This is a genomic window from Nocardia sp. BSTN01, from assembly GCF_015354405.1.
Classification (GTDB): Bacteria; Actinomycetota; Actinomycetes; order Mycobacteriales; family Mycobacteriaceae; genus Nocardia.
Genome location: NZ_JADKYP010000063.1, coordinates 1 through 23,613, shown reverse-complemented (window position 1 = coordinate 23,613; position 23,613 = coordinate 1). Strand labels below are relative to the sequence as shown.

Here is a 23,613-nt window from a genome sequence, read left to right as displayed (position 1 = left end):
GGTTCAGCGGCCGGTGCGCGCCGTGGCCAGCACACCGTGCAGCCACGGCGTGAAATCCGCTGGGGCGCAAGCGATATCGGCGTCGAGCCGATCGGGATCCGCCCAGCGCAGCGCGGCTACTTCCGCCGGGTCGGGATGTTCGGGCACGCCGGTGAACTCGCCGATCAGTACGTGATCCCATTCGTCCTCGACCCGCCCGGTCGCGGGATCGTCGGCCCGGTAGCGATAGACCCCGACCTCACGCAGTTCCGCGCCGATCCGCAGTTCCTCGCCCAGCCGGACAGCGGCGGCCTCGGCGAGGGACTGGCCCGGCCCCGGGTGTCCGCAGCAGGTGTTGGACCAGCGCAGCGGGAACCGGGTCTTGACCGCGGCCCGCTGCTGCAGCAGCACCCGCCCGTCCGGCCCGAACAGCAGCACCGAGAACGCGCGGTGCAGCCGTCCGGGCGCGGTGTGGGCGTCGGACACCGGGCAGATTCCGGTCGCGCGGCCCTGCTCGTCGACCAGTTCGACGGGCAGGGACTCGCGGTCGACCGTGCTGTCGGTGGAGGTGGTGTGGGTGCCGGTCACCGTCCTACCTTATCGGCGGCTATGACCAGGTACTGGAAACTGCCCTCGCGATAGGACGTGAGAAACGGTTCCTCCACCCCGGTCGCCAGCTCGCACCGCGTACGAAGTTCCCAGTACGGGATGGTCGCGGAGGTCAGGTCGGTGACCGCGATAGGGACCAGGCCGTGGGCCGTCATCGCCCGGAAATACTCGCCGCGCGGATGGATCATGCACCCGTAGTGGGCGTCGATCCAGCTCACCGCGGCCGACCGGCCACCGGTGACGGGCCGATATCGTGCATCTGGGGTTCGGATTTGGTGGTGTGGGCCAATTGATGGGCGGCGGCGGTGGACAGGGATTTGCGGTCGTGATTGTCGGTCCGGTCGGGAAGTTCGAGGGTCATCTGCGGTCCTCACCTCGGGGGGTTGGCGATGGATGCGGACAGCGCCGAACACTGTCGTCGGCACGCGAACACGCGGACACGAAACCGACCGGAATCGGTTTCTGCCACCTGCGGAGAATGGGAGTCGGGACTGGCCTGGCGAACTAGACATCTGATCGAATAGTCATGCGCTACAACGGCTTCCGTGATCCATCGTAGGGCACAGCCGGTGCCGCGCGACCGTATTCGCGAAAACTCTGTGCCGGCGGCCGCGCCCGCACCCCGTCCGTGCGCAACCTGTGATCGCGGATGGGACCGATCACAACGGGGCCGCAGTAGGCTGTCGATGTGGCAGGCTCGACCCGCACGCAGGGGGCGTGAAGGTGTGAGCGCAGGGCACAAGGGCTGGGAGTGGTTGTGAAGTTCGATACGAGAACCCTGACGGGGCCGGCGCGACGGTTGATGGCGACCGCGCAGAACGGTCTCGAGGTCATCCGTTTCGGCGGCCTCGCCCACGACGTGGAGTCCTCGCCCTTCGAGGTCACCGAGCGCAAGCGGATGTACCGGCTGCGCCACTACTTCCCCGACGATCCGGCCGCGGACCGGCCCGTCGCGCTGCTGGTGCCGCCGCTGATGGTCAACGCCGACATCTACGACGTCAATGCCGAGGGCGGCGCGGTCGGTATCCTCCATCGCGCCGGAATCGATTGCTGGGTATTGGATTTCGGCTCGCCGGCCACCGAGGAAGGCGGCTGGCAGCGCGATCTGGCCGACCACGTCCTCGCCCTGTCGAGCGCGATCGACACGGTCAACGAACTGACCGGCCGCGGGGTCCACCTGATGGGGTACTCGCAGGGCGGCATGTTCGCCTACCAGGCCACCGCGTTCCGCTACGGCAAGGGCGTGCAGAGCATCGTCACCTTCGGCAGCCCGGTCGACATCGTGGCGGGCCTGCCGTTCGGGCTGCCCTACGGACTGGTGTCGGAGGTCGCCGATTTCGTCGCCGACCACGTCCTGACCCGGCTGCCGATCACCGATGCCATGGTGCGCGTCGGCTTCCAGTTGCTCGACCCGGTGAAGACGGCGAAGGCCCGGATCGACTTCCTGCGCCAGTTGCACGACCGGGAGGCGTTGCTGCCCAAGGAACGTCAGCGCCGCTTCCTCGAACATGACGGCTGGGTGGGCTATTCCGGACCGGCGGCCGCCGATCTGCTCAAGCAGTTCGTCGCGCACAACCGGATGATGTCCGGCGGCTTCGTCATTCGTGATCAGCCGATCTCGCTGGCCGAGGTCAAATGCCCCATCCTCGCCTTCGTCGGCGAGGTCGACGACATCGGCCAGCCGGCGGCGGTGCGCGGTATCGTGCGCGCGGCGCCCAATGCCGAGGTCTACGAGGCCACACTGGTGGCGGGGCATTTCGGCCTGGTGGCGGGCAGTACCGCCACCAACCAGACCTGGCCGCTGGTGCGCGACTGGGTGAACTGGCTGGGCGGGCACGCCGAACTGCCCGAACAGATCGCGCCCATGCACGAGCACGTGGCCGCCGACCGCCAGGCCACCGCCGCCACCCGGGTCGTGCACACCGCGGCCACCCTGGCCGAGGCCGGCGCGGGAATCGGCGCGGCGTTCGGCAGCCTGGCCGGAAACGCGCTGCGCGGATCGAAGGAGCTGACGGGGGAGGCGGCCCGGGCGCTGCCCCGGCTGACCCGGCTCGGCATGATCCAGTCGCACACCCGGATCTCGCTGGGCCGCTTGCTCGCCGAACAACAGCGCAGCGCGCCGATGCGGGAGTTGTTCCTCTTCGACGACCGGGTACACACCCACGCCGCGGTCGGCGCCCGCATCGACAATGTGGTGCGCGGGCTGATCTCGGCGGGCGTACGCCCCGGCACCCGCGTCGGGGTGCTGATGGAAACCCGCCCGAGTGCGCTGGCCTCGGTCGCGGCGCTCTCGCGGATCGGGGCGGTCGCGGTGTTGCTGGCGCCCGGCGGCGATACCGCGCGGGCGGTCGAATCGACCGGAACCACGGTGATCGTGGCCGATCCGGAGAATCTGCGGACCGCGGCCGCCGCCGGAACCCGGGTCCTGGTGCTCGGGGGCGGCAATGCCCGCACACTCGACATTCCGGACGGCGCCGATGTGGTCGACCTGGAGCAGGTCGACCCGGCGGCGGTGGCGCTGCCGGGCTGGTTCCGCCCCGATCCGGGGGTGGCGCGCGAGCTGGCGTTCATCCTGGTCACCGGCACCGGCGACAAACTCGACCTGAAATACATCACCAACCACCGGTGGGCGCTGTCGGCCTTCGGCACCGCATCGGCGGCCGATCTCGACCGCCGCGATACGGTGTATTGCCTTGCGCCGCTGCATCATTCGTCGGGACTGCTGGTGAGTCTGGGTGGCGCGGTGGCCGGTGGCAGCCGGATCGCGCTGGCCCGGTCGCTGGATCCGCCCAGCTTCGCCGCGGAGGTGCACCGCTACGGGGTCACCGTGGTCACCTACACCTGGACCATGCTGCGCGACATCCTCGACGCCGACACCTTCCCCGCCGGCCATTCGCATCCGATCCGGCTGTTCATCGGCTCCGGTATACCGGCCGGGTTGTGGCGGCGCACCACGGAACGGTTCGCCCCCGCGCGGGTGTTGGAGTTCTACGCCTCCATCGAGGGAGATGTGGTGCTCGCGAACGTGGCGGGCGTGAAGATCGGCTGCAAGGGCCGCCCGGTGCCGGGCACGGCGAAGGTGGAACTGATCTCCTACGATCCGATCGCCGAGCAGATCGTCACCGACACAAGAGGTTTCGCTCGCCGCGCCGCCGACAACGAGGTGGGCCTGCTGATCGGGCGGGCCGCCGACACCGTCGACATCTCCCGCGGCGGCCTGCGCGGGGTCTTCAGCGCCGGTGACGCCTGGATGCCGACGGAGAATCTGTTCCGCCGCGACAGCGACGGCGACTACTGGCTGATGGACCGCCGCGACACCGTCATCGCCACCGCGCGCGGGCCGGTCTACACCCAGCCGATCGTGGACGCGCTCAACGACATCGCGGCCGTCGACATGGAGGTCGCGTTCGGCCGCCGCACCCCGAGCACCACGCTCGCGGTGGCCGTGGTGAGCGTGCGCGCGGGCCACCGCCTGGAACCCGCCGACGTCACCGAGGGCCTGCGCGCCCTCGACCACGCCCAGCGACCCGATGTCGTGCAGGTGGTTGACGAGATTCCGCGCAGCTCCAGCTTCCGCCCCGCCACCCACGCGGTGCGGTCGGCACTTCGCCTCGAACCGAACGAGAACACCTGGTACTACAACCGCGAGGCGGAAGGCTACGAGTTGCTCACGCCCGAGGTCGCGGCCGCTCTGCTGGGGTAGCGGCCAGGAGGTTGCGGCGGAACCGGGCGTATGCGGCGCCCGTTTCGGCCCGTCTACTGCCGGTCCGGCACCGTTGTCGCGGGTGTGGTCTCCGCCCGCTCACACGGTGAAGGCCGTGACCGTCTCGATCACGCGCGCGACCTGCTGATCGCTGAGATCCGGCCACAGCGGCAGGCGGAGCAGGGTCGCCGAGAATTCGTCGGTGCGCGGGCAGGGGACCGTGGTGCGGCCGAGTTTCTGCCCGGCCGGGCTGGAGTGCAGCGGCACGTAGTGGAACGGGGCCGAAATGCCTTGTTCGCGAAGGTATCCGATCAACTCGTCGCGGGCGTCCTCGGTCGGGGTGCGCAGGAAGTACAGATGTGCGGTGTGCTCGCGATCGTCCGGGACCTGCATCAACCGCACGTCGTTGCGCGCGGCCCACTCCGGCAGCGCGGCGGCGTAGGCGTTCCACACCCGCATGCGCCCGGCCTGGATCCGGTCGAATTCGGCCAGCTGCGCATCGAGCACCGCGGCATTCAACTCACTGGGAAGATAACTCGATCCGATGTCCTGCCAGGAGTACTTGTCGACCGCCCCGCGCAGGAACCGCGCCCGGTCGGTGCCCTTCTCGCGGATGATCTCGGCGCGCCCCATGAGGATCTCGTCGGTGAGCAGGATGGCCCCGCCCTCACCGCAGTGCACGTTCTTGGTGTCGTGGAAGCTGAGTGCTCCCACGGTGCCGATCGTGCCCAGCGGCCGCCCGCGCCACCGGCCGCCGAGGCCGTGCGCGGTGTCCTCGACGATGGCCAGGCCGTGCGCCTCGGAGATCTCGAGCAGCCGGTCCATATCGGCACCGACGCCGCCGTAGTGGATGACCACGATCGCCTTGGTGCGTTCGGTGACCGCCGCGGCCACCGACTCCGGGTCGAGGTTGCCGCGCTCGTCGATATCGGCGAAGACGCAGGTGGCCCCGCGCATCGCGACCGCGGTGGCGGTGGAGGTGAAGGCGAAACTGGGGACGATCACCTCGTCGTCGGGACCCAGTTCGAGCAGCAGCCCGGCCATCTCCAGCGCGTGGGTGCACGAGGTGGTCAGCAGGGCGTGCGGAGCGCCGGTGATGGCGCGCAGTTTCGCCGTCGCCGCCGCGGTGAACGGCCCGTCGCCGTGACTGTGGTCGGAGGCCAGGACGGCGGCCAGATTCGTCAGCTCGGCCTGGGCGCGGTAGGGACGGCTGAAGAGGATGCGGTCAGTGCTCACCCGGATCGTGTCCCCCGATTGCTGCGGCCGTGGTCGGAACCCGCGCCTCGGCGTGCGGACGCGGTGTCGGGGAATCTACCGTCAGATACAGCGGTTTGCCCACCAGCACGTGCAACGCCACACCCAGATACTCCGCGATCAGGCCGAGCGAGAACAGGATCGCGCCCGAGACCAGCAGCAGCACCACGATGATCGAGGCCCAGCCCTCGGGGTCGTGACCGCTGCCGAACAGGGCGTTCCCGATCACCACCGCGGCCATCACGGCACCACCGGCGGCCAGGGTCACGCCCAGCATGCTCACCAGGCGCAGGCCGCGAGTTCCGCTGCACAGCACCATCTTCCAGAACAGCGAGAACAGCCGGCGGTAGTTGTAACCGGACTCTTCGCGGCCCTCCGCGCGCAGCACCACCGGCGCCTGCGCGGTATTGTCCACCACCCAGGTCAGCGCCACGTCCAGATACACCCCGTTGGAGGCGACCTCGGCCAGCTGCCGGCCGATGTCGCCGCGGATCAGCCGGTAGCTTTCGAAGCGGGTGGAATCGGGGAAGGCGAAGACCGTCGCCAAGACCACCTTGGCGCCGCGCGAGGTGAGGTTGCGCAGCAGGCCGTGCGGGCGGGTGTTGGTCGGCTTCGAATAGACCAGATCCGCGCGCTGGGCGAGCGCGGTGTCGAGGAAGGCGCCGATGAATCCCGGATCGTGTTGTCCGTCTTCGTCCATCGTGACGATCCACTCGCCGCGGGCGGCGGCCATTCCGGCGATGGTGGCCGCGTCCTGACCGAAGTTGCGGCTCAGCCAGATGGCCCGGACCTGCGGGTATTCGGCGGCCAGTCGCTGCAGCACGACGTCGGAACGGTCGGGGCCGTGGTCGTGGACCAGCACGATCTCCTCGACCGCGAAACGGTTGCCGTCCGGCGTCACCGAGGACTGCGACAATTCGTGCAGTTCGGCGACCAAGCCGGCGATGGTCTGCTCCCCGCGATACACCGGGATCACCACCGAGACCGCATGCACCCGCTGGCCGCCGCCGGTGACCGGTAGGTGAACATCCGGTGTCGGAGCCTGCCCGGCGGCAGGGGAATGTGCGGTTGCGGACGGAATCGGCATCAGCTGGTTCGACTTTCGATGACGGTGCGCACCGGAACTCCTCGCCTGTATCCAGAGCCCGAATCGGGGTGAACTCTAACACGCTGCTGGTCACCGGCTTCGGCTCCGTGAGCGGGCGGCGGTTCCGGGGGCGGTGCCCGCGAGCGCGCGGGCGGGTAGGGTCTGTCAATCGTGGTGGAAAGTGCAGTGTCGACGACGGCGCTCGCGGAGCCCGGGGAGGATCGGCGCGATGTCGCCGTCGATGATGGGCGGTCTGCCGCTCCCCGGCCCGAGCAGAGTGGCGCGGGGCGTCCGCGGCGGATCGTGTTCCGATGGGGAGCGATCACCGCACTCGGGGTAATCGCCGGATATATCGCGGTGCTGCTCGCCAATGCGCGGCACTTCTACACCGACGACACCGAATCCCAGTACGCCCCGCTGTGGGTGATGCTCGGCCGGCATCTGCGCGAGGGCCATCTGCCGCTGATGGTGCCCGAACAGTGGATGACCGGGAACTACACCATGGAAGAGGCGGGCCTGTTCAATCCGCCGCAGTTGCTGATCGATCTGATCGCGCCCTCGGTGGACAATCTCGCGCTGCTGGCGACGGTCGTCAAACTGATCTTCTCGATCATCGCCGCACTCGGCGTGTACCGGGTCTGCCTGGTCTACGGCAGTCGCGCGTCGTGGGCGGCCGTGGCGGGCATCGCGTTTCCGCTCTCGGGCTGGTTCCTGTTCTTCGACGAGGCCAGCTGGGTCACCTCGTTGACCGGGACCGCCTGGATGCTGCACGCCTGGGCCAGTGCCGTGCGCTATGCCCGTGGCCCGGCCGGTGATCGGTCGCGCTACGGCGGCACCCGCGGTTACGGGCCGATTCCGTTGTTCGTCTTCCTGTATCTGGCGATTTCGGTCGAATACGTCTTTCCGGCCGTCGAGGCGGCGCTGATGCTGGTGGCCATCGCGGTGGGAGAGCTTGTCGTCCAACGCGCCTGGCGGCCGGTGCTGCGGGTGGCGGTGGTCGCCGCCGCGGCCGGTATGGCCGGTTTGATGACGTATCTGCCGAGCATGCTGTCGGCGACGGTGAGCTGGCGGGGCAATTCCCAGATCAACAACGACCGGTTCCTGACGGTGCCGTGGTCGGAATCGCTGAACGCCAGCCTGCCGTCGGCGATGCCTGCGTTCACCTCGTGGTGGGGATATGTGCAGCCGCTGCCGGTCACCTATATCGCGTGGTTCCTCATTCCGGCGCTGGCATTCATCGACTGGAACGGCGCGCGCCGGGTCTGGCGGGAACTGATCTCGGTGGCGCTGTTCGCGATCATGTTCCTGATGTGGACGGCGGGACCGGGCACGGTCGGCCCGCTGCGCTGGCCGGCGCGGGTGCTGCCGATGGTGGCGGTCGGCCTGCTGATCCTGGTCTGCGTACTGCTGGGCCGGTTCGGCACGGTGCGCGACTGGCGCCCGCGCGCGGTGGCGGCGGCGGTGCTGATCGGATTGCTCTGGGTGCGAACGTTTTCCGCCGACCCGCACCACATCTGGTGGCATGTGCTCTCCGCGCTCGCGGTCGCGGCGGTGGGCGCCGGCGTGGTGTGGTTGTGGGCGAAGCGTGGAAGCGGGGCGGCCGCGCTGGCGACCGTCGTCGCCATGCTCCCGATCGCCTACCTGCAGGTGTATCTGGTGCAGCCGACGCCGATGGGCTGGAATCTGCCCGTGCATCGCTCCGAGGCGGAGGCGGCGTTCCCGGCCTTCGACGGTGTCACCATCCAGCTCGGCGACCGCGGGCTGCTGCAGCCGCAGGACAAGAGCCTGCAGGGCGCCTACGGATCGCTGGTGTTCGGCAACTTCGCCAAGGACGTGCATCGCAACTACGTCAACGGTTACACACCCAACGGGCACTACTGGTTCGGCGAGATGCTGTGCATGCGCTGGGATTCCAGCGTCTGTCCGGACTCGTTCCGGCGGCTGTTCACCCCCGAGCCTGCTACCGGGGTCGCCCCGGTGGACCTGATGAAACTCGACCGGGTCGTGCTGCAGCGTGCCATGTACCCGGAGCTGGGCAACCAGCCCGCCCCGCCCGGCTGGAAGTGGGTCGACCATCCGGGCCACGAACGCTACATCTGGGTGCTCGAGCGTGAGCAGGGCCTGGTTTCCACCCAGAACGGCCGCATCGCCGACGCACACGACGTGCAGGCGAGCTCGCTGTCGGAATCCGACCGCACCAGCCGGGTACGCGTGAGCTCACCCGACGGCGGCCGTGTGGTCCTCGCGCGGCTGAACTGGCCCGGCTATCGCGCCACCCTGAACGGGCACGAGCTGCCGATCCGTGAAGTCGCGAAATCCATTGTCGCCGTGGATATTCCGGCCGGAACACGCGATGCCACGCTGGAGGTCTCCTGGGAGCCGCCGGGGTGGCGCATCGGTGTCGCCGCCGCGGCCGGCGGCCTGGTGCTGCTGGCGGTGATGCAGTGGCTGTACCTGCGTTCCCGGCGGCGTCCCGGCGAATCCGGCGAACCGGTGACACGGAAAGCCGCGGACGTGGTGTCGTGAGCCTCGGTGCGGACGGAGCGGCCGCGGCGCGGGTGGCGGGGGAGCCGGACACCCCGCCGCCGGGTCTGCTGCTGCGACTGATCCGCCGTCAGGAGATCGCCTTCGCCGCGGTCGGCGCGGCCAACACGCTGCTGGGCATGGTGCTGACGGTGATGTGGCTGAAACTGCTGCCCGGCGGCTGGCCGCCCGCGGTGGCGGTGGCGCTGGCCTACTCGATCAGCATCGTGTTCGCCTTCTTCGCCCATCGCACCCTGGTCTTCCGGGTGCGTGGTCACCTGCTCGCCGACTTCGTGCGCTTCGTCGCCGTCAACTCGGGCGGGCTGATACTGAACATGGCGGGTGTGCAACTGGCGGTCGGGGTGTTCGACCTGCCGGAAACTCCCGCGACGGTCGTGGTGATGGGGCTGGTGGCGGTGCTCAGCTTCTTCGGGCATCGGCACATCTCGTTCCGGCGGGCGGCCCGGCCGGCGGATGAGGTGGGCGGGTAGGTTGTCGGATATGGCGGAGCAAACCCTGGACCCGACGTTGTTGAGCCTGCTGGCCTGTCCGGAGGACAAGGGGCCGTTGTCGCTGGTCCGCGCCGCGGACGGCAACAGCGTGCTCTACAACCCGCGCCTGCGCCGCGCCTACCCGGTAGACAACGGCATCCCGGTGCTGCTGGTGGACGAGGCCCGTGCGGTCGGCGACGCCGAGCACGAGTCCTTCACCGCCCAGGGCTGAGTCCGCCGGCCGGCGGTGCGCAGGCTAGCCGCCGGTGACGGGCAATTCGCCGGTCAGATACCGCTGGATCGTCGGCCCGACCGTCGCGGCCAGCTCGTCCAGCGGCATCGACGCCACGGGCTCGACCTGCAGAATCATGCGCGCGACCAGTAGTCCGACCATCTGCGACACGGCGAGGACCACTCGCGTGGTGCCGGTGCCCGGCGGCGAATCCACTTTCTCCCGAACATCTTTCAGCGCGACCTCCAGCAGGAAGCTGCGCGCGAGCGCGGCATCCCCGCCCGCGAGGATGCCCCGGAAGGCCGCGACCGCGTGCTCTCCCACCGAGGAATCCCACGCGCCGACCACGGTCCGGACCACGGTCTCGCCCAGCCGGTCGAGTTCGGCGGCGCGGATCGGCGCGCGGATCATCTCCGGATCTATCGGCAGATTCAGTGTGGCGGAAAACAATTGCTGTTTGGTGCCGAAGTAGTGATGCACCAGCGCGGGATCGACTCCCGCCGCGCCCGCGATCGAGCGGATCGACGCCTTGTCGAATCCGACCTCGGCGAAGCGGGTGCGCGCCGCGTCCAGAATCGCCTCCCGCGTACCCGATTCACCGGCCCGCCGCCCGCTGCGCCCGCTCACCCGCTCGGTCACGTCGCTCACGTCGTGCGCCTGATCGCTCATGCCGTACGCCGGCGGAGGGTGGCGGCGCCCAAAGCCAGTGCGACAGCGGCGAATGCGGCGACGATGCCCAGATCTCGCCACATCGCGGCGGTCGCGCCCGGGTGCCGGGAGACCTCCTGCAGCGCGTCGACCGCATAGCTGAGCGGCAGCACGTCGCTGATGATCTCCAGCCAGCGCGGCAGTTGATCGCGCGGGACCAGCAGGCCGCAGAGGAAGAACTGCGGGCCCACCACCAGCGGCATGAACTGCACGGCCTGGAATTCGGTGCGCGCGAAGGCACTGGCCAACAGGCCCAGCGCCACACCCAGCACCGCGTCGACCACGGCGATCAGCAGCACCAGCCAGGCGCTGCCCGCGGCCTGTAATCCCAGCAACCAGAACGAGACCAGACACGCCAGGCCCGCCTGCGCCGCCGCGGCGACGGAGAACGCGGTGCCGTATCCGCCCAGCAGATCCAGCTTCGACAGCGGTGTGGTCATCAGCCGCTCCAGCGTGCCCGAGGTCCGCTCGCGCTGCATGGCGATCGCGGTGATCAGGAACATCACGATGAAGGGCAGGATGCCCAGCATGCTGATCCCGACGCGGTCGAACAGCGACGGCACGCCGGGCATCGTCGGCGTCTCGTGATAGACGAAATACAGCAGTGCCATGAGCAGGGTCGGCACCAGCAGCAGCATGGCGACGGTACGCCGGTCCGCGCGCAACTGACGCAGGATGCGCGCCGAGGTCGCGGTGTAGCAGCGCAGCGGCCGGTGTGACGGCGGTGCGAATGTCGTTGTCATCGCGGCTGTCCCATCGTGATCAGGGCGAGAAATGCGTTCTCCAAACTGGTTTCGCCGGTGTCGGCGCGCAGTTTGTCGGGGGTGAGCTGGGCCAGGAGGTGGCCGTCGCGCATGAGCAGCAGCTGGTCGCAATGCTCGGCCTCGTCCATGACATGACTCGACACCACGAGGGTGCGGCCCTGACCGGCGAGTTCGTGGAACTGCTTCCACAGTTCGGCCCGCAGCACCGGATCCAGCCCCACGGTCGGCTCGTCGAGGACCAGCAGTTCCGGATCGGCGACCAGCGCACACGCCAGCGACACCCGGGTCCGCTGTCCGCCGGAGAGCTGATTGCCCCGATGCCGGTCGTGCGGGGTCATGCCGACCTGGTCGATCGCCGCGTGCACCGCCTTCGTGTCGCGGCCGTAGAGCGCCGCGAAATAGGAGACGTTCTCCACCACGCTGAGGTCGTCGTAGATGCTCGGCGCCTGCGTGACGTACCCGATACGGGACCGCAAACCGCGGCTGCCGGCCTCCTCGCCGAGCACCCGCACACTGCCGGCCTGGATCAGCTGAGTGCCGACGATGCTGCGCATCAGTGTGGTCTTACCGCAGCCGGAGGGGCCGAGCAGGCCGGTAATGCTGCCCGTCGGAACGGTCAGCGAAATATCGTGCAGCACTTCATGTCCCCCGCGCCGCACCCGCAGGTGCTCGACGGTGATCGCCGGGGACGAATCGGAGTTCGCCACGGTCCACCTCTCAGCTCGCACGACCGGCGAGATTATTCACCGAGCGTTGAATTCATTGTGTGTTGAATTCTGCCCCGGGTGCGGTCGCGGCGCAAGCCTCGCGGCGAACCGGATATGTCGATCACGGTCGGGGCAGATGATCGTGACCGCTTCGATACCGCTCCTGAGCGGGCTCGGGTTGGTCCCGTTATCCGGGATCACGGCGTATTCGTCGACATTCGGGGAGTTGGATTCGCGCGACGAATGGTGCAGCGCGGCACGGCCTGATCGGTTCTCTCGGTCGCCATCGGGGCGCGGTGTGACAGTGATTGGCGCATGAGGCACGAACATCCGCTTTCTCCACCCGGCTCTGCCGCACCGTCCGGCCCCGCCTTCGTCGGGCGCGGCGACGATGTCGACACCCTCCGCAGGCTCCTCGGTGGGCAATCGATCCGATTGCTGACCCTGATCGGCCGCGCCGGCGTCGGAAAGTCACGATTGGCGCGAGAAGTGCTGTGGTACAGCGAGTTTCGCGGCCGGCTGATCGGCTTCCTGGACGCCGCGCCCGGTACCGTGACGGTCGAGCCGCGGCAGGTGGCGTCCGCGTTCTCCGAGCTCGCGGCGGTGATCGGCGCCGAGGCGCGAATCGTCCTGCTGGACAATTGCGATCCCCTCGCCCGGGAACTGGCGCCCCACGTCGGACAGTTGCTCGAGCGATGTCCGCAGGTGCGGATCGTGGTGACCAGCCGCGAGGCGCTGCGCCTGCCGCAGGAGTACGGGGTCCTGGTGCGGCCGCTGGCGGTCGATACCGGTCTGCTGAACTACGATCCGGGATCCTCGCCGGGCTCGCGTTTGCTGCCGGCGAGTATCGACAGCCACTACCGGCGGATGCACTCCCTGGCCGATCGCCTGGTGCTCGACGAGATCGTGCGGGACCTCGACGGTGTTCCGTTGGCGCTGGAGCTGGCCGCCGCCGAGGTCGCGCGGGTCGGCCCGGTGGTCATCGGGCTGGCGTCGATCGTCACCACCCTGGCGTCGCCGGACCGCGATCAGCCTCGGTCGTCCGCGGCGGGGACGGCACAACCGTCCGGACCGCAGGCGTCGCCGTCGCCGAGGACCTGCAGCGCGGGAGCGTGATCGGCCCACGCGCGTTCCAAGGCCTGGCTGAACACCTCGGGAGGCTGGGCGCCGGAGACGCCGTAGGTGCGGTCGAAGACGAAGAAGGGCACGCCTCGTGCGCCGAGTTGCGCGGCGGTGTTCTCGTCGGCGCGCACCGCGTCGGCGTAGGCCTGCGGATCGTCGAGGGTCGAGCGCACCTCGACCGGGTCCAGTCCCGCTCGCGCCGCCAGTTCGATCAACCGTTCCCGATCGCCGAACACCGGCCGCTCGTCGGCGAAATTGCCCTCGTACAGCGCGTCGAGCACTTCGTCCTGCCGTCCCCGATCCAGCGCGAAGTGCAGCAGCCGGTGCATATCGAAGCTGTTGCCGAAGTCGCGTCCCTCGGTGCGATACGGCAGGCCGGCGGCCTGCGCCTGGGCGGCGATGCCGCGCTCGTTGGCGGCGGCCTGGGCCTCGCTGATGCCATACTTCTCGGCGATATGGGCGACCACCGGACCGCTGTGCCCGGCCGGCAGCGTCGGATCCAGTTCGAAGGACCGGTGCACGACCCGCACCTGGTCGCGGTGCTCGAAGCCGGCCAGCGCCTGCTCGAAGCGCCGCTTGCCCAGATAGCAGAACGGGCAGTTGATATCGGTCCAGATCTCGACCTGCACGGCCATGGTCACCTCATTCGCGTCTTCGGAAAATCCTGACATGTCAACCGAGCGCCTGCCCGGCCTGTTCCTGACGTGTGACTGGCATCACATCGGAGGGTGTCACGAATGCGGCGGCCGACTTGTCCCATCACCGAATCACACAGTCGACCCGCCGCGAAAGGACAGGACCATGAGCGACACCCAGCGCAGCAACCGAGAGATCCAGCGCAACGAAGGGACCGAGCGTGAGCCGGACGTCGGGCGGCCGCACGACATCGTCGTTCTCGGTGCCGGTTACACCGGAATGCTGGCGGCCATCCGGCTCGCGCGCCGCACCCGCAAGCAGCCGGTGCGCATCACGCTGGTCAACCCGTCGGAGCGGTTCACCGAGCGGCTGCGCATGCATCAGGTCGCGGCCGGTGCCGAACTCGCCGACCATCGCATCCCGGACCTGCTGGCCGGCACCGGCGTGACCTTCCATCGCGCCGCCGCCACGGCGATCGATCCGGTCGCGCACCGCGTGCTCTGCGACGATAGCGCCGAACTCGGCTACGACACCCTGGTCTACGCCCTCGGCAGCCGTGCCGACACCACCACCGTGCCGGGTGTGGCCGAGCATGCCCGGACCCTCGACGATCCGCGCGCGGCGCATCGGATGTCGCAGCGCCTGGCCGAACTCGAGGCGAGCGGGGGAACGGTCGCGGTCTGCGGTGGCGGTCTCACCGGCGTCGAAGCCGCCACCGAAATCGCCGAATCCCATCCCGGCCTCACCGTCACCCTGATCAGCACCGGCGAACCCGCCGCCATGCTGGGGGAGCGCCCGCGCGCGTACGTCGAACGTGCCATGGATCGCCTGAACATCGTGCGCCGCAGCGGAACTCGCGTGACCAAGGTGCTGCCGGACGCGGTACGCCTCGACAGTGGCGTGATGGTGCCGGCCGGGCTCACGCTGTGGACCGCCGGAGTGCGCGTGCCCGCCCTGGCCGCCGACGCCGGCATCACCACGGACGCGGCGGGGGCCATCGTCACCGACGCGACGTTGCGGTCGGTGTCGCATCCGGACGTCTACGCGATCGGCGACGCCGCCGCGATCACCCAGCCGTGGGGCCGCATGCACGGCACCTGCCAGAGCGGGATGCCGACCGCGGCCTACGCCGCCGACACCATCGCGCGGCGACTGCGCGGAAAGCCGGTGCGCCCGTTCCGATTCGGCTACTTCCATCAGCCGGTCAGCCTCGGCCGCCGCGACGCCGTCATCGGATTCACCCACGCCGACGACAGCCCTCGGCGCGGATATCTGACGGGCCGGGCCGCGGTGCGGTACAAGGAGTTCGTCAGCAGCAGCCCGGTCCCGACGTTCCGGCTGAGCCGGCGCGCGAGTGTCTCGGTCACCCTGTCGCGCGGTGGACGCGCGACGCGCGCGGCCGGCCGCACCGGGGCCTGAGACGCGATATTGCGACTGCTCGACCGAGCGGGAGAGGATGAGCGCATGAACGGTGATGCCGAGGACGCCGGTGCGATGACCGCGCGGCCCACGGTCCCGCCGGCGAACCCCGGGGATGCGTTCGACACGCATCGCCGGCTGCTGTTCGCCACCGCGTATCAACTGCTCGGCAGTGTGGCCGACGCCGAGGACGTGCTGCAGGACGCCTGGTTGAAATGGCACGAGGCCGACCGGGACCGGGTCCGCCACCCCAAGGCGTATCTGGTGCGGACGGTGACGAACCTGTCGCTGAACCGGCTGACCAGCGCCCGCGCGGTGCGCGAAACCTATGTCGGTCCGTGGCTGCCCGAACCGCTGCTGAGCGAACCCGATGCCACCGAGCGCGTCGAGATCGTCGACACGGTGTCCACGGCGATGCTGGTCGTGCTGGAGACGCTGGGCCCGGTCGAACGTGCGGTGTTCGTCCTGCGCGACGTCTTCGGCTTCTCGCCCGCCGAGATCGCCGGCTTCCTCGATCGGCCCGAGCCGACCGTCCGGCAGATCTCGCATCGCGCCCGTAATCACGTGCAGGCGCGCCGGCCTCGCTACGACACCGATCCCGTTGCGCGGCAGGAGATCACCGAGCAGTTCCTGGCGGCCGCCAACGGGGGCGACGTCAACGCGCTGATGCAACTGCTCGCTCCCGACGTCACCCTCTGGAACGACGGCGGCGGCAAGGTCACCGCGGCCCGGCGCCCGCTGCACGGCCCCGACCACGTCGCCCGCTGGCTGCTCGGCGTGCTGGCCAAGCCCATTTTGACCGGCATCCGGATGCGGGCCGCGGTGGTGAACGGTGAGCTGAGCGTGGTCGGCGAGATCGGCGGATTCCCCGTCGGCGCGCTCACCTTCGACATTCTCGACGGCCGCGTGCAGAATCTGCGCTTCCAGGTGAACCCCGACAAACTCGCCGGCCTGCGCTCGCCGCAGGAGACCCGGTACCTCTGATTCGACCGAAATGTCCGGTGCGGCTGCGGGATGCGCTATTTTTGTCATCCGCCGGGACAGTTCCGGCCGAGATCAGAATGGTAGGAGTTTCACAAGTGCACAGCGTAGCGAGCCGCACCCGTCGATCCGGCGCCAGGATTCCGGCCCGTCGAACCACCCTGACCGGCTGGCTGCTCGCCGCCGGTGTCGGCTTCGCCGCCGTCTTCGCCCCCACCGCCGCCACCACCGCGACCGCCGCCCCGGCCTTCGTCTCCTGCCCCGCGGGCGATTACGAGAACGTCGACCACGCCTGCGTCCCGCGTCCCGGATCGGATCCCGACGGCGCGACCGCACAGTGCGGCGACGGCACCTACAGCTACAGCCGCCACCGCAGCGGCACCTGCTCGCATCACGGCGGCGTCGAGCGCTGGCTCTGACCGAGCCGGACGGTCCGCGGCGGGCGTGGCGCCGGTCACCACGGGTGCTCGAGTAAGAATGAGAACCCGTGTCTGCCGAGGAACTCGCCGTGGAACCGCTGGCCTCCGCCCGCCGCGTGCTGGGCGCGACGATGCGGTCCGGCCCGGTCGCCGTACGCATCGTGGAGGTCGAGGCGTACGGCGGTGACCCGGCCGGTCCCTGGTACGACCCGGCGGCCCACTCCGGCCGGGGCCGCACCCCGCGCAATGCCGTCATGTTCGGCCCGCCCGGCATGCTCTATGTCTACTTCAGTTACGGCATGCACACCTGCGTGAACGTCACCAGCGGCCCCGACGGCGTCGCCAGCGCCGTGCTGCTGCGGGCCGGTGAGGTGATCGAGGGACACGAGGTCGCGCGCTCACGGCGTCCCGCGGCCCGCACCGAAGCCGATCTGGCGCGCGGGCCCGGGAACTTCGGCAGTGCCCTCGCAATCACCCTCTCCGACTACGGCACCGCGCTGTTCGATCCGGCGGCGCCGATCCGATTGGAGTTGGGGCCCGAGATCACCGACTCCGCCGCGATCGGCGTGGGCCCCCGGGTCGGCGTGAGCCTGGCCGCCGACCGCCCGTGGCGACTGTGGTTGCGCGACTCCCCGGCGGTCTCGGCCTACCGCCGCAGTCCACGCGCCCCCGAGGTCGGGCGGTCGGCCTGAGCGCTCAGCTCGTCACATCGGCCGGGACCCGTACGCGCTGCGCCGCCGCGGCCGTCGCCGCCAGTTCGGCCGCCGCGACGGTATCGGCGATGCCGAGTGCCCAGCGAGTGTCGCCGCCGATCCGGAACTCGCCGTAGACCACGAATTCCGCATCCGCGCCGGCGGGCAGCCGATGGCCGGTCGAGTGCAGCGACTCGATCGAGATGTCGTGCGCGGCGAGTATCTCGATGAATGTGCGCGCGGCATCGGCGGGCGCCGAGGTGGTCCAGACCTCCCCGTCGGCACTCGGCGCGGTGAACGCGACCTCGCCGGATTCGTTGTGCCGCCATCGAATCCGGCCCGCGGCACAGTCGATACCGTCGCCGGCCGGGCCGTACACCTGCCGCAGCAGATCCCACAGCCACCGCGCGGTCACCTCGGCGCCGCTGTCGTCGGTATGGCGCTGCACGTGCCGGGCGAAGTCGATCTGCCATCGTCGCGGCAGGTCCAGCCCGTAGCCGCTCTGCAGCAGATAGGCGATACCGCCCTTGCCGGACTGTGAATTCACCCGGATCACCGCCTCGTAGCTGCGTCCGACATCCGCCGGATCGATGGGCAGATACGGCACCTGCCATTCGATCTCGGATTCCGGCACCCCGGCGAGTTCGGCCAGCCGGCGATGGTCGGCGAAGCCCTTCCTGATCGCGTCCTGGTGTGTTCCGGAGAACGCGGTGTAGACCAGATCCCCGACGTAGGGGTGTCGTTCGGGCACCGGCATCCGGGTGCAGTACTCGACGGTGCGGCGGATCCCGTCGATATCGGAGAAGTCGATCATCGGATCCACGCCCTGGGCATGCAGATTCAAAGCGAGCGTCGCGATGTCGACGTTGCCGGTGCGCTCACCGTTGCCGAAGACACAGCCCTCCACGCGCTGGGCTCCGGCCAGCATCGCCAGTTCCGCACAGGCGATGCCGGTGCCGCGGTCGTTGTGCGGATGGACCGACAGGATCACCCCGTCGCGGCGGCTCAGATTGCGGTCCATGTATTCGATCTGGTCGGCGTAGACATTGGGCGTGGCGACCTCCACCGTCGCCGGCAGATTCAGCACGACCGGGCGCTGGGCGCAGGCGTCCCACAGCTCTGTCATCGCATCGCACACCTCCAGTACGAAGTCCGGTTCGGTGAGCATGAAAACCTCGGGGGAGAATTGGAATCGCAGATTCGGCCGGTCACCGGCCAGTCGCGCGATCTCGCGTCCACCCGCGGCGATCATCTCCGCCACGTCGGCCCGGGAACGGCCCAGCACCACCTCGCGCCACAGCGGCGCGGTCGCGGTGTACATGTGGATCACCACGTCGTTGGTGATCCCCTCCACCGATTCCAGGGTCCGGGCGATGAGATCGGCACGCGCCGGGGTGAATACGACGAGGGTGACGTCCGCGGGCGCCAGCTCGGCGTCGCGGATGAGGCGGACGAAGTCGAAATCGGTCTGCGAGGCGCTCGGATAGCCGACCTCGATCTCCTTGTAGCCGATCGCGACCAGCATCTCGAAGAATCGGCGCTTGCGCTGCGGATCCATCGGTTCGGCCAGGGCCTGATTGCCGTCGCGCAGGTCGACCGGCACCCACAGCGGGGCGGATTCCAGGCGTTTCGAGGGCCAGCTGCGCTCGGTCAGTGGCACCGAAACCCGGTGGTACACATCGTGATAGCGATGCGAGGGCATGACGGAGGGGCGCTGGCGATTCCAGCGGGAAGTATGGGCGGGCACGGTATCGGCTTTCTGCGTCGGAGATGTCGACCGGCGCAGCCCAGCAACCCGCGGGCAGGGTGCCGGTCGTTCAGACCCCGCCGCGGCGGCCGAGGAGAAGCAGTCCCTGTCCCATGTCGGCTACCATAGCGAGTGACAACTCCTCAGACAAGTAGAGAGGTGAGGGCCGATGGCGACCGTGCAGAGGCAACCGCTCGCGGCCCAGGCCGCCCGGCTCCTGCTCGACCGGATCCGCGCGGGTGAATGGCAACTCGGACACAAACTGCCGGGCGAGACGACCCTCGCGGCCCAGCTGGGTGTCGGACGTTCCACGCTGCGCGAGGCGATCCGGGAACTGTCCGGTCAGGGCGTGCTCGAAAGCCGCCAGGGGGCAGGCGTTTTCGTCACCGCGCTGGAGGTGGCCGAGGACTGGGACGAGGTGTTGCGCCGGGCCGACATCGCCGCCGTCATCGAGGCCCGCATCGCCATCGAGGCCGAGGCCGCGGCGCTGGCCGCACAGCGGCGCACGCCTGCCGACCTGCGGATGATGCGGAAGGCGCTGTCGGTGCGCGCCGGATCCGACGATTCGGTCGAACATCTCGTCGACGCCGACACCGCCTTTCACCGCACCGTGATCGTCGCGGCGCACAACGAGGTGCTGATGCAGTTGTTCGACGCCTTCGTCCCGCGCGTGCACCGCGCGATGACCGAGATGCTGCGAATGCGGCCGATGGCCGATCCCGCCGCAGACCATCACGCCCACGAGGTGTTGTTCGACGCGATCCGCGATCAATCGGCCGACACCGCGGCCACGGCCAGCCGGGTGCACCTGAGCGCCTTGAAATCCGCTTTCTCCTGACTGATGAATTCCTCCGGAGTGCCCCGTCTTCTGTGGTGAGCGCGCTCGAACAGACATCGAGCATCCGGAAGGACACCGAATCATGACCGCAGTGTCAGCCGCCGGCACCGGCGTCGCGTTCCGGTTCCGCCGCAAGGGTTTCGGTGCGCCGATGCATACCCGGGCTCACCCCGTAACGCCGTTTGAACGCGGCACTCAGACTGAACGCCGTCCCGTAACCAACCTGCCGCGCGATCGATTCGATGGTCGCATCGGTGCCGCGCAGCAGGTCCGCCGCCCGCGCCAGCCGCCATTCGGTGAGGTAGGCGATCGGCGGATCCCCCACGAGTTCGGTGAACCGGCGGGCCAGCGCCGCCCGGGACGCCCCGACGGTCGCCGCCAGTTCGGCGACCGTCCAATCGTGGGCGGGATTATGCTCGAGCAGCCGCAACGCCTGTCCCACAACGGGATCGGCGTAGGCGCTGTACCACTGCGGCGCCTCGGCCCGGGCGAACCACGTGCGTAGTGCTGCGATGGTCAGCAGATCCAGCAGCCGGTCGAGAACCGATGCCTGCCCGGGCACATCGCGGCCGGACTCGTCGACCAACAGTCCGAGCAGACGTTCGTCCACCTCGTGACCGTCGAGTACGGCCCGCGGCGGCAGGGCGCGCAACAGGCGGTCGCTCACCGTGCCGGCCACCTCGTAGGTTCCGGTCAGCAGTGCGGTCGTCCCGGCCGCATTCGTCCCCCAGCTGCGCACCCCGAGATCCCATGTCTCACAGAGCAGTTCACCATCCGGAGTGGTCGTGGTCTGCCCGGGGTGAACGATCGCCTGCGGCGGGGTCGAGGGCTCGTCGGCCACCGTGTACGGGTCGGGACCGCGCAGAATCGCGACCGAGCCCTCATCGAGCCGGATCGGATCGTCGCCGTCGGGCACCAGATAGGCATATCCGCGGGTCACCACCACCACCGTGAGCGGCGCCCGGTCCTGGATCCGCAGCGACCACGGCGGGTCCAGCAGTGAGCGCATCACGAACGCACCGCGAGCGCGCGGGCCGTCGAGCAGGTCGGCGAGGGCATCCATCCCACGACGATCGCGCATGGCGGCCGGCACGGCAACCGGGTTCCCAGCCCCGGTGGGGCGGCGCCGTCCCGGGAAATCGCGCATGATCACCGGCACGGCCGATCACTCCCGCGGCGCATCGGACGATGCGCCGCCCGCTACCGGCCAACCGCCCTCGGCCGCGGTCCGCCGGGCATAGTCGGTGAACGATCGCGGCGCCCGCCCCAGCGCGCGCTCGACCCCGTCGGCGACGGCCGTATTGCGACCGTCGAGAACGGTGCCGAACACATAGACCAGCGAGTCGACGCCTCGCGAGGCAGTCCCATCTCCGACATCGCGGCGGCGTACTCGTCCAGGCTCACCGGCTGATACTCGATGTCGCGACCGGTGGCGGCGGCGATCGTGGCGACGGCCTCGGCGAAGGTCAGCGCCCGCGGCCCGGTCAGCTCGTATATCTCACCGGCATGCCCGTCCTCGGTGAGTGCCGCGACGGCCACATCGGCGATGTCCTCGGCGTCGACGAACGGCTCGGCGACCGCGTCGGCCGGCAGTGTCACCTGTCCCGCCGCGATCTCCTCGGCCAGAAAATCCTCGCTGAAATTCTGGGCGAACCAACTGCACCGGACGACGGTCGTGGCCGGCCCACTGCGCAGGGCGATCTCCTCACACCGCTGCGCTTCGGGCTCGCCCCGGCCGGACAGCAGAACCAGTCGCCGCACCCCGGCCCGCCGCGCCGCCTCGGTCAGTGCGCTGATCGCCTCGTCGGCGCCCGGGGCGGCGAGATCCGGCTGGTACGCGAGGTAGACGGATCGGGCGCCGTGCAGGGCGGCGTCCCAGGTCGTCCGGTCGGCCCAGTCGAAGGCGATCGCCGTCGAGCGGGAGGCCGGTCGCACCTCGATCCCGCGCTCGACCAGACGCGCCACGACCCGCCGACCGGTCTTCCCGGCGCCACCCAAGACGACGACAGGGCCCGCATCGGTGTGGTCGAGGCCGCGGGAAGCGGTAGCCGCCACGGCCTGCTGATCGGATTCGGCGGTATCGAAAATTGTTGCGGTGCCGGTGGTTTCGTTCTGGCTGATGTTGTTTTCGGTCATGCTTCGAGTACATCGGGAGCGGAGCCCACCGGCCATGGTCCGGACGCTCGCACACATACGCGCGCGTCCACGCCGGGCCGGCGGGGCCCCGACACCGGACAGCACGCCCATCCGGACAAGGCGACCCAGCGCAGCCGATCGTGCCCGGTGCGGAAAGATGGGAGGGCGTGAGCGCCGACATCATCGACGAACTGACCTGGCGTGGACTGATCGCACAGTCCACGGATCTGGACGCCCTGCGGGCCGATACGGCGAAGGGCCCGATCACGCTGTATGCGGGTTTCGACCCCACGGCGGCGAGTCTGCATGCCGGTCACCTCGTCCCCCTGCTCACGCTCAAGCGGTTCCAGCAGGCCGGACATCGCCCGATCGTCCTGGCCGGCGGCGCCACCGGCCTGATCGGTGACCCCCGCGACGTGGGGGAGCGGGTGATGAACTCGACCGACACCGTCGCCGAGTGGGCCGACCGGATCCGCGGCCAGCTGCAACGCTTCGTCGACTTCGACGAATCGCCGACCGGCGCGATCATCGCCAACAATATGGACTGGACGGGCGACCTCAGCGCCGTCGACTTCCTCCGCGATATCGGCAAGCACTTCTCGGTGAACGTGATGCTCGCGCGCGAGACGGTCAAGCGCCGCCTCGACAGCGACGGTATCTCCTACACCGAATTCAGCTACATGCTGTTGCAGGCCAACGACTTCGTGCAGTTGCGCCGCGCCCACGGCTGCCGGCTGCAGGTCGGCGGCTCCGATCAGTGGGGCAACATCATCGCCGGCGTCGAACTCAACCGGCGTCTCGACGGCGAACAGGTCCACGCCCTCACCACCCCGCTGGTCACCTCCGCCGACGGCAAGAAATTCGGCAAGTCGACCGGCGGCGGCAGCCTCTGGCTCGACCCCGAGATGACCAGCCCGTACGCCTGGTACCAGTACTTCGTGAACACCGGCGACGCCGACGTGATCCGCTACCTGCGCTGGTTCACCTTCCTCGACCGCGAAGAACTGGCCGAACTCGAGACCGCGACCGCCGAGCGTCCGCATGCCCGGGAAGCGCAGCGACGCCTCGCCGCCGAGATGACCACCCTCGTGCACGGGGAAGCGCACACCCGCGCGGTGCAGCTGGCCAGCCAGGCGCTGTTCGGCCGCGGCGATCTGCACGATCTGGACGAGGCGACGCTCGGTTCCGCGCTGGCCGAAGCCGCCGGTGACGGCACCGTGGCGGAGGCCGGTCCCGAAACGACGATCGTGGATCTGCTGGTCGCCTCCGGACTGTCCGACAGTCGCGGCGCGGCTCGCCGCGCGGTGGCCGACGGTGGCGCGTCGGTGAACAACGCGCGCATCTCTGATCCGGAGTGGGTGCCCGCCGATACCGACTACCTGCACGGACGCTGGTTGGTTCTGCGGCGTGGCAAGAAGAACTTCGCCGGCGCGCGCCGAGCCGGGAGCTGATCTGGCCATGACCTGAGTCACATCCGTGTGATTCAGGTCGGCCACCCGCGCATCCGGGGCTCGCTGACCAGCGCAAACGCGAGCCGACGTGGCGATTTGACGTTCCGTTCTCCGC

The 23,613-nt window shown here is 69.5% G+C and carries 23 protein-coding genes; 11 read left to right on the top strand and 12 right to left on the bottom strand.

The window, feature by feature from the left end; genetic code table 11:
* Positions 1-3: 3 nt before the first annotated feature.
* From idi to IRT45_RS31190, 3 genes are read right to left on the bottom strand one after another with little or no spacing between them, the layout of a single operon-like run.
* Positions 4-567, bottom strand: a complete 564-nt coding sequence (idi, locus tag IRT45_RS31200) for an isopentenyl-diphosphate Delta-isomerase (RefSeq protein ID WP_309241237.1) — start codon at positions 565-567, stop codon at positions 4-6.
* Positions 564-806, bottom strand: coding sequence for a hypothetical protein (locus tag IRT45_RS31195; protein WP_228535617.1), 243 nt, complete (start codon positions 804-806; stop codon positions 564-566). The genes idi and IRT45_RS31195 overlap by 4 nt, the downstream gene beginning before the upstream one ends.
* Complete coding sequence (locus tag IRT45_RS31190; RefSeq protein ID WP_194809406.1) at positions 803-949, bottom strand: hypothetical protein; 147 nt, start codon at positions 947-949, stop codon at positions 803-805. The genes IRT45_RS31195 and IRT45_RS31190 overlap by 4 nt, the downstream gene beginning before the upstream one ends.
* A 390-nt stretch (positions 950-1,339) precedes the next feature.
* Between IRT45_RS31190 and IRT45_RS31185 the strand changes: the two genes are divergently transcribed.
* Positions 1,340-4,291, top strand: coding sequence for an AMP-binding protein (locus tag IRT45_RS31185; protein WP_375540173.1), 2,952 nt, complete (start codon positions 1,340-1,342; stop codon positions 4,289-4,291).
* A 99-nt stretch (positions 4,292-4,390) separates the two neighbouring features.
* Here IRT45_RS31185 and rffA read toward each other — a convergent pair whose 3' ends face one another.
* Positions 4,391-5,527 (bottom strand): dTDP-4-amino-4,6-dideoxygalactose transaminase, encoded by a 1,137-nt coding sequence (gene rffA, locus IRT45_RS31180; protein WP_194809386.1) that lies wholly within the window; start codon positions 5,525-5,527, stop codon positions 4,391-4,393.
* On the bottom strand, positions 5,517-6,632 hold the full coding sequence (locus IRT45_RS31175; RefSeq protein WP_194809385.1) for a glycosyltransferase: 1,116 nt from the start codon (positions 6,630-6,632) through the stop codon (positions 5,517-5,519). Before IRT45_RS31175 ends, rffA begins: the two co-directional genes overlap by 11 nt.
* Positions 6,633-6,935: 303 nt before the next feature.
* Here IRT45_RS31175 and IRT45_RS31170 point away from each other — a divergent pair, with 303 nt between their 5' ends.
* The 3 genes from IRT45_RS31170 to IRT45_RS31160 are packed head-to-tail and all read left to right on the top strand — an operon-like array spanning position 6,936 to position 9,878.
* A complete protein-coding gene (locus IRT45_RS31170) occupies positions 6,936-9,158 on the top strand; it encodes a hypothetical protein (RefSeq protein WP_309241238.1) in 2,223 nt (740 codons plus the stop codon).
* Complete coding sequence (locus IRT45_RS31165) at positions 9,155-9,646, top strand: GtrA family protein (RefSeq protein WP_309241236.1); 492 nt, start codon at positions 9,155-9,157, stop codon at positions 9,644-9,646. Before IRT45_RS31170 ends, IRT45_RS31165 begins: the two co-directional genes overlap by 4 nt.
* 10 nt (positions 9,647-9,656) lie before the next feature.
* Positions 9,657-9,878, top strand: coding sequence for a Trm112 family protein (locus tag IRT45_RS31160; protein WP_194809384.1), 222 nt, complete (start codon positions 9,657-9,659; stop codon positions 9,876-9,878).
* A 24-nt stretch (positions 9,879-9,902) separates the two neighbouring features.
* On the opposite strand, the gene IRT45_RS31155 is transcribed toward IRT45_RS31160, so the two are convergent.
* The 3 genes from IRT45_RS31155 to IRT45_RS31145 are packed head-to-tail and all read right to left on the bottom strand — an operon-like array spanning position 9,903 to position 12,057.
* Positions 9,903-10,526 carry a TetR family transcriptional regulator gene (locus IRT45_RS31155; protein ID WP_309241235.1) on the bottom strand — a complete coding sequence of 208 codons (624 nt, stop codon included), beginning with the start codon at positions 10,524-10,526 and terminating at the stop codon, positions 9,903-9,905.
* A gap of 17 nt (positions 10,527-10,543) precedes the next feature.
* Entirely contained in the window at positions 10,544-11,329 is a 786-nt protein-coding gene (locus IRT45_RS31150) for an ABC transporter permease (RefSeq protein WP_194809382.1), read from the bottom strand.
* Positions 11,326-12,057 carry an ABC transporter ATP-binding protein gene (locus IRT45_RS31145; protein WP_194809381.1) on the bottom strand — a complete coding sequence of 244 codons (732 nt, stop codon included), beginning with the start codon at positions 12,055-12,057 and terminating at the stop codon, positions 11,326-11,328. Before IRT45_RS31145 ends, IRT45_RS31150 begins: the two co-directional genes overlap by 4 nt.
* A 315-nt stretch (positions 12,058-12,372) precedes the next feature.
* On the opposite strand from IRT45_RS31145, the gene IRT45_RS31140 reads away from it, so the two are divergent.
* A complete protein-coding gene (locus IRT45_RS31140) occupies positions 12,373-13,173 on the top strand; it encodes an ATP-binding protein (protein WP_194809380.1) in 801 nt (266 codons plus the stop codon).
* Here the strand turns inward: IRT45_RS31140 and IRT45_RS31135 are convergent.
* Positions 13,086-13,814: a DsbA family oxidoreductase gene (locus IRT45_RS31135; protein ID WP_228535615.1), complete on the bottom strand. Its 729-nt coding sequence runs from the start codon at positions 13,812-13,814 to the stop codon at positions 13,086-13,088. The two genes, IRT45_RS31140 and IRT45_RS31135, sit on opposite strands and share 88 nt — an antisense overlap.
* A 166-nt stretch (positions 13,815-13,980) precedes the next feature.
* Between IRT45_RS31135 and IRT45_RS31130 the strand changes: the two genes are divergently transcribed.
* The 4 genes from IRT45_RS31130 to IRT45_RS31115 all read left to right on the top strand — a co-directional run bounded on the left by IRT45_RS31130 (position 13,981) and on the right by IRT45_RS31115 (position 17,326).
* Positions 13,981-15,234 (top strand): NAD(P)/FAD-dependent oxidoreductase, encoded by a 1,254-nt coding sequence (locus tag IRT45_RS31130; protein WP_194809379.1) that lies wholly within the window; start codon positions 13,981-13,983, stop codon positions 15,232-15,234.
* Between the two features lie 75 nt (positions 15,235-15,309).
* Positions 15,310-16,218: an RNA polymerase sigma-70 factor gene (locus IRT45_RS31125; protein WP_194809401.1), complete on the top strand. Its 909-nt coding sequence runs from the start codon at positions 15,310-15,312 to the stop codon at positions 16,216-16,218.
* 95 nt (positions 16,219-16,313) lie between these two features.
* The gene (locus IRT45_RS31120; protein ID WP_309241234.1) at positions 16,314-16,634 is read left to right on the top strand and encodes a DUF3761 domain-containing protein; all 321 of its coding nucleotides are present in this window, start codon (positions 16,314-16,316) and stop codon (positions 16,632-16,634) included.
* Positions 16,635-16,702: 68 nt separating this feature from the next.
* Positions 16,703-17,326, top strand: coding sequence for a DNA-3-methyladenine glycosylase (locus IRT45_RS31115; RefSeq protein ID WP_194809378.1), 624 nt, complete (start codon positions 16,703-16,705; stop codon positions 17,324-17,326).
* Positions 17,327-17,330: 4 nt separating this feature from the next.
* On the opposite strand, the gene IRT45_RS31110 is transcribed toward IRT45_RS31115, so the two are convergent.
* The gene (locus IRT45_RS31110) at positions 17,331-19,028 is read right to left on the bottom strand and encodes a 2-isopropylmalate synthase (RefSeq protein WP_194809377.1); all 1,698 of its coding nucleotides are present in this window, start codon (positions 19,026-19,028) and stop codon (positions 17,331-17,333) included.
* A gap of 214 nt (positions 19,029-19,242) precedes the next feature.
* On the opposite strand from IRT45_RS31110, the gene IRT45_RS31105 reads away from it, so the two are divergent.
* A complete protein-coding gene (locus IRT45_RS31105) occupies positions 19,243-19,911 on the top strand; it encodes a FadR/GntR family transcriptional regulator (RefSeq protein WP_194809376.1) in 669 nt (222 codons plus the stop codon).
* 94 nt (positions 19,912-20,005) lie between these two features.
* Here the strand turns inward: IRT45_RS31105 and IRT45_RS31100 are convergent, their stop codons facing one another.
* On the bottom strand, positions 20,006-20,974 hold the full coding sequence (locus IRT45_RS31100) for an AraC family transcriptional regulator (protein ID WP_194809375.1): 969 nt from the start codon (positions 20,972-20,974) through the stop codon (positions 20,006-20,008).
* Positions 20,975-21,111: 137 nt separating this feature from the next.
* Positions 21,112-22,047, bottom strand: coding sequence for an NAD(P)H-binding protein (locus IRT45_RS31095; RefSeq protein ID WP_309241233.1), 936 nt, complete (start codon positions 22,045-22,047; stop codon positions 21,112-21,114).
* Between the two features lie 167 nt (positions 22,048-22,214).
* Here IRT45_RS31095 and tyrS point away from each other — a divergent pair, with 167 nt between their 5' ends.
* On the top strand, positions 22,215-23,498 hold the full coding sequence (gene tyrS / locus IRT45_RS31090) for a tyrosine--tRNA ligase (RefSeq protein ID WP_194809374.1): 1,284 nt from the start codon (positions 22,215-22,217) through the stop codon (positions 23,496-23,498).
* The last annotated feature ends 115 nt before the right edge of the window (positions 23,499-23,613 follow it).